This window comes from Microbacterium sp. BF1, from assembly GCF_019279095.1.
Taxonomy (GTDB): Bacteria; Actinomycetota; Actinomycetes; order Actinomycetales; family Microbacteriaceae; genus Microbacterium; species Microbacterium maritypicum.
This window is the reverse complement of record NZ_JAGYWT010000274.1, coordinates 1-3,253: the sequence shown is the minus strand read 5'-3', so window position 1 is coordinate 3,253 and position 3,253 is coordinate 1. Positions and strand designations below refer to the sequence as shown.

Here is a 3,253-nt window from a genome sequence, read left to right as displayed (position 1 = left end):
GTCACTCCCCGACACATGACCTTCGAGCATCACGAGCCCGTCGGCCAGGTCTGGGCGCGCTGCTGCTGCGAGAAAAGCAGTGTGGGCTCCCATCGACTGCCCGACGAGCGTCGCTCGACTCCCTGGGACGTCGTCGATGTCGGCCTGCTTGACCCACATCCTGACGGACTCGACGCCATAGCCGAGCTGCGCAGCGACCCGATGCACCGTCCCATGCTCGGTCCCGAGTTCCGCCCGGAGGGTCCGCACCATACGGACCGCTGCGGTTTTCTCCTCGGGCGAATACCGACGCGTCGTCGGCTTCCCTGATGTCTGCTCTTTCGGCATAACCCCATCCTCGTTTCCAAGGTCAGGAGCCTCCAACAAACTCAGGGCGCTTCACATAGGTTGTCTGTTGGTAAGTAGCGGGGGTCGGCTATTCAGGGCCTTCGCCGGCGTCGAAGTTCATCTGATAGCGCGTCTCAGCTTGTGTGAGCAGGGCAGTGTCTAGGACGGCTACGGGTTGCACGTCACGGATGAGTGGCTCACAGTCCGGGCTCCCTGACGAAGCGGACACCGCGCAAGCCCGTACGACATGACGCCCTAGCTATAGAGATTGCAGGCGAGCTAGATCAGAGCAGAGCGTCCGGACCGAATGAAGGGGGCGGCCCACCTGCGGGGCGCTACTTTCGTGGCATGGGACATCTGCCAGCAAAAACGATCGCGGCGACGCTCCGCGACATCCAGAAGAGCGAGTTCGTGCTGCCCGCCATCCAGCGTGAGTATGTCTGGAAACCGTCACAAGTGGTGCGGCTGTTCGATTCGATTCTGCGCGGATACCCGATCGGGAGCTTCCTCGCCTGGCGGATCGATCCGGAGACCATCGCGAAGTTCAAGTTCTATGGCTTCCTGAAGGACTACTCGCAGTTCGATCGGCGCCACAACCCCGACCTCGACTTGCCGGATAGGCAGGTCACTGCCGTCCTCGACGGTCAGCAGCGACTGACCTCCCTGAATATCGGGCTGCGTGGGTCCTACGCGGTTCGGGAAAGATACGCCCGGCACAACACTGCACACGGGTACCCGACCCGGCGAATGTATCTGAACGTGCTCGGCGAAGCGGCACCCAACGACGCGGGCCTGCGCTACGACTTCCGCCTGCTCACAGACGAGCAGATTCGCGACTCCGCTGAAGACGAAGCACACCACTGGTTCCCGGTCGCGAAGGTCTTCGACGCCACGACTGCGATGCAACCGATGATGGAACTCGCGCAGCTCGGGCTCGGAAACAACGGGTTCGCCATCCAGGTTCTGGGGGAGCTCTACGACGCGGTGCACGCGAAAGAGAGCTTGCAGATGTACGAGGAAACCGATCAAGACGTCGAACGCGTTCTCGACATCTTTATCCGAGTGAACTCTGGCGGAACGACGCTCTCCTACAGCGACCTATTGCTGTCGATCGCGACCGCGCAGTGGAAAGAGCGCGACGCGCGAGACGCCATCCACGGACTCGTCGACGCGCTCAACTCCACCGGCACAGGATTCAGCTTCTCGCAGGACGTCGTCCTCAAGGCCGGCCTCATGCTCGCAGGGATCAACGACATCGCGTTCAAGGTGAAAAACTTCAACACCGACAACATGGCGGTACTCGACCGGGAGTGGGATGCGATCGGAAATTCCCTCAAGCTCGCCGCCGGCCTGCTCAGCGACTTCGGGCTATCCGACGCGACTCTCTCCGCGAAGAGCGTCATCATCCCCGTCGCGTACTACTTGCACTCACGAGGGCTCAACGATGGGTACCGGACAGCGGTTGCTCACGCGCCCGATCGTGCACTCCTGCGCTCTTGGTTGCTCCGATCACTCATCGTCCGGGGAATCTGGGGATCCGGCTTGGACACGTTGCTGCGTGATCTTCGAACGGTGATCGACGACCACGGCCAGTCAGGTTTCCCGATGACGGAGCTCGAGCGCGCGATGGCGTTGCGCGGCAAGTCCCTAGCCGTTACGGACGAGCTCGTCGACGACATCCTCGACCTGTCCTACGGGGGAGCACGCACATTCGCCGTGCTGGCGATGCTCTTCGACCACGTTGACACTCGCAACCAATTTCACGTCGACCATGTTTTCCCGAAGTCTCAGCTGGATCCGAAGCGCCTTCGGGAGCAAGGGTTCTCGCGTGAAGAGGTTGAAGCATTCGGGTCAAGGCGCGACCGGTTCGCGAACCTGCAGCTGCTGCCTGGACCGGAGAATATCGACAAGTCAGCGACGGCACCTGACGAGTGGGCCGCTCGAACGTACCCAACATCGGACGCGATGAACAGTTACCTCACGCTCAATGAGCTGACTGAACTCCCGCACGACGCCGCTGCCTTCCGAGAATTCTTCGAAGCCCGGCGGCGCGCTCTGGGCGACCGTATGCGACGGAAGCTGTCGTCGGGAGTAACCACTCAAGCTGTCGCTGAAGAGGCCGACGAGTACGACAGCACCGAACTCGACGCGGCGCTGGACGAGTGATCGCGTGAGTACCTTCGACGACGCAATCGATGCACTCCGTGCCAAACGGTGGAGTATCACTGAGGCGCCCGACCACGTGCCCTCAAGGCCTGGACTGTACGCCATCTATGGCGACACCATCGCATGGAATGAGCTGGGGCTCACACCGATGCCGGACTTGCCGCTGTACGTAGGCAAGGCCGAGGAGTCGCTCGCACGCCGAGAACTACAAGGCCACTTCGCCGTTGACCCGCGAGTGAAGGCACAGACCGGAAGCAGCACAGTTCGTCGTTCATTCGCGTCCTTGCTCCGCGGAACGCTGGAACTCCAAGGCATTCCCCGGAACCCTGCGAAGCCCGGCTATTTCAGTAACTTTGGACTCAGCATCGAACAGGATCTCTTGCTCACTAGGTGGATACATGACCGGCTCTCCTTGGCGGTCTGGTCGACGCCACCGCTCCTTGAGACGCCCCTGGCTGACATCGAACGACATGTCATTCGTCGATGGACGCCGCCGCTGAACTTGTCCGAAAACCCCACCCCTGCCCCGGGCCTGAAAGCAGCGCGCACAGCGATGGCAGCTGAGGCAAAGGCCTGGAGGCCAGCGACGTAGAGCGGGTCGGCAGTCACGCATAACGGAAATCGCAGTACACCTGGGCCGCCCCCTTCATTCGGTCCGGTCGCTGTGCGAGTCGTCGGTTTCCGATTGATGGGTGCATTGCCGAGCGTAGTCGACGGGTGCGAGGTAGCCGAGCGATGAATGCCGGCGGTCGTGGTTGTA

General features: G+C 61.7%; 4 protein-coding genes. 2 read left to right on the top strand and 2 right to left on the bottom strand.

All coding sequences use genetic code 11. The features are described from left to right. Both KZA10_RS18020 and KZA10_RS18015 read right to left on the bottom strand, forming a co-directional pair. A partial coding sequence (locus KZA10_RS18020; protein WP_374196576.1) for a transposase occupies positions 1 to 327 on the bottom strand: 327 nt, incomplete at its 3' end. Positions 328 to 415: 88 nt separating this feature from the next. Next, a complete protein-coding gene (locus KZA10_RS18015; protein WP_308289635.1) occupies positions 416 to 556 on the bottom strand; it encodes a DUF6098 family protein in 141 nt (46 codons plus the stop codon). A 119-nt stretch (positions 557 to 675) separates the two neighbouring features. Between KZA10_RS18015 and KZA10_RS10285 the strand changes: the two genes are divergently transcribed. Together KZA10_RS10285 and KZA10_RS10280 are read left to right on the top strand one after the other, a co-directional pair. Further along, positions 676 to 2,493: a DUF262 domain-containing protein gene (locus KZA10_RS10285; protein WP_218682814.1), complete on the top strand. Its 1,818-nt coding sequence runs from the start codon at positions 676 to 678 to the stop codon at positions 2,491 to 2,493. A gap of 4 nt (positions 2,494 to 2,497) precedes the next feature. Then, positions 2,498 to 3,085 carry a GIY-YIG nuclease family protein gene (locus KZA10_RS10280; protein WP_218682813.1) on the top strand — a complete coding sequence of 196 codons (588 nt, stop codon included), beginning with the start codon at positions 2,498 to 2,500 and terminating at the stop codon, positions 3,083 to 3,085. Positions 3,086 to 3,253 lie beyond the last annotated feature (168 nt).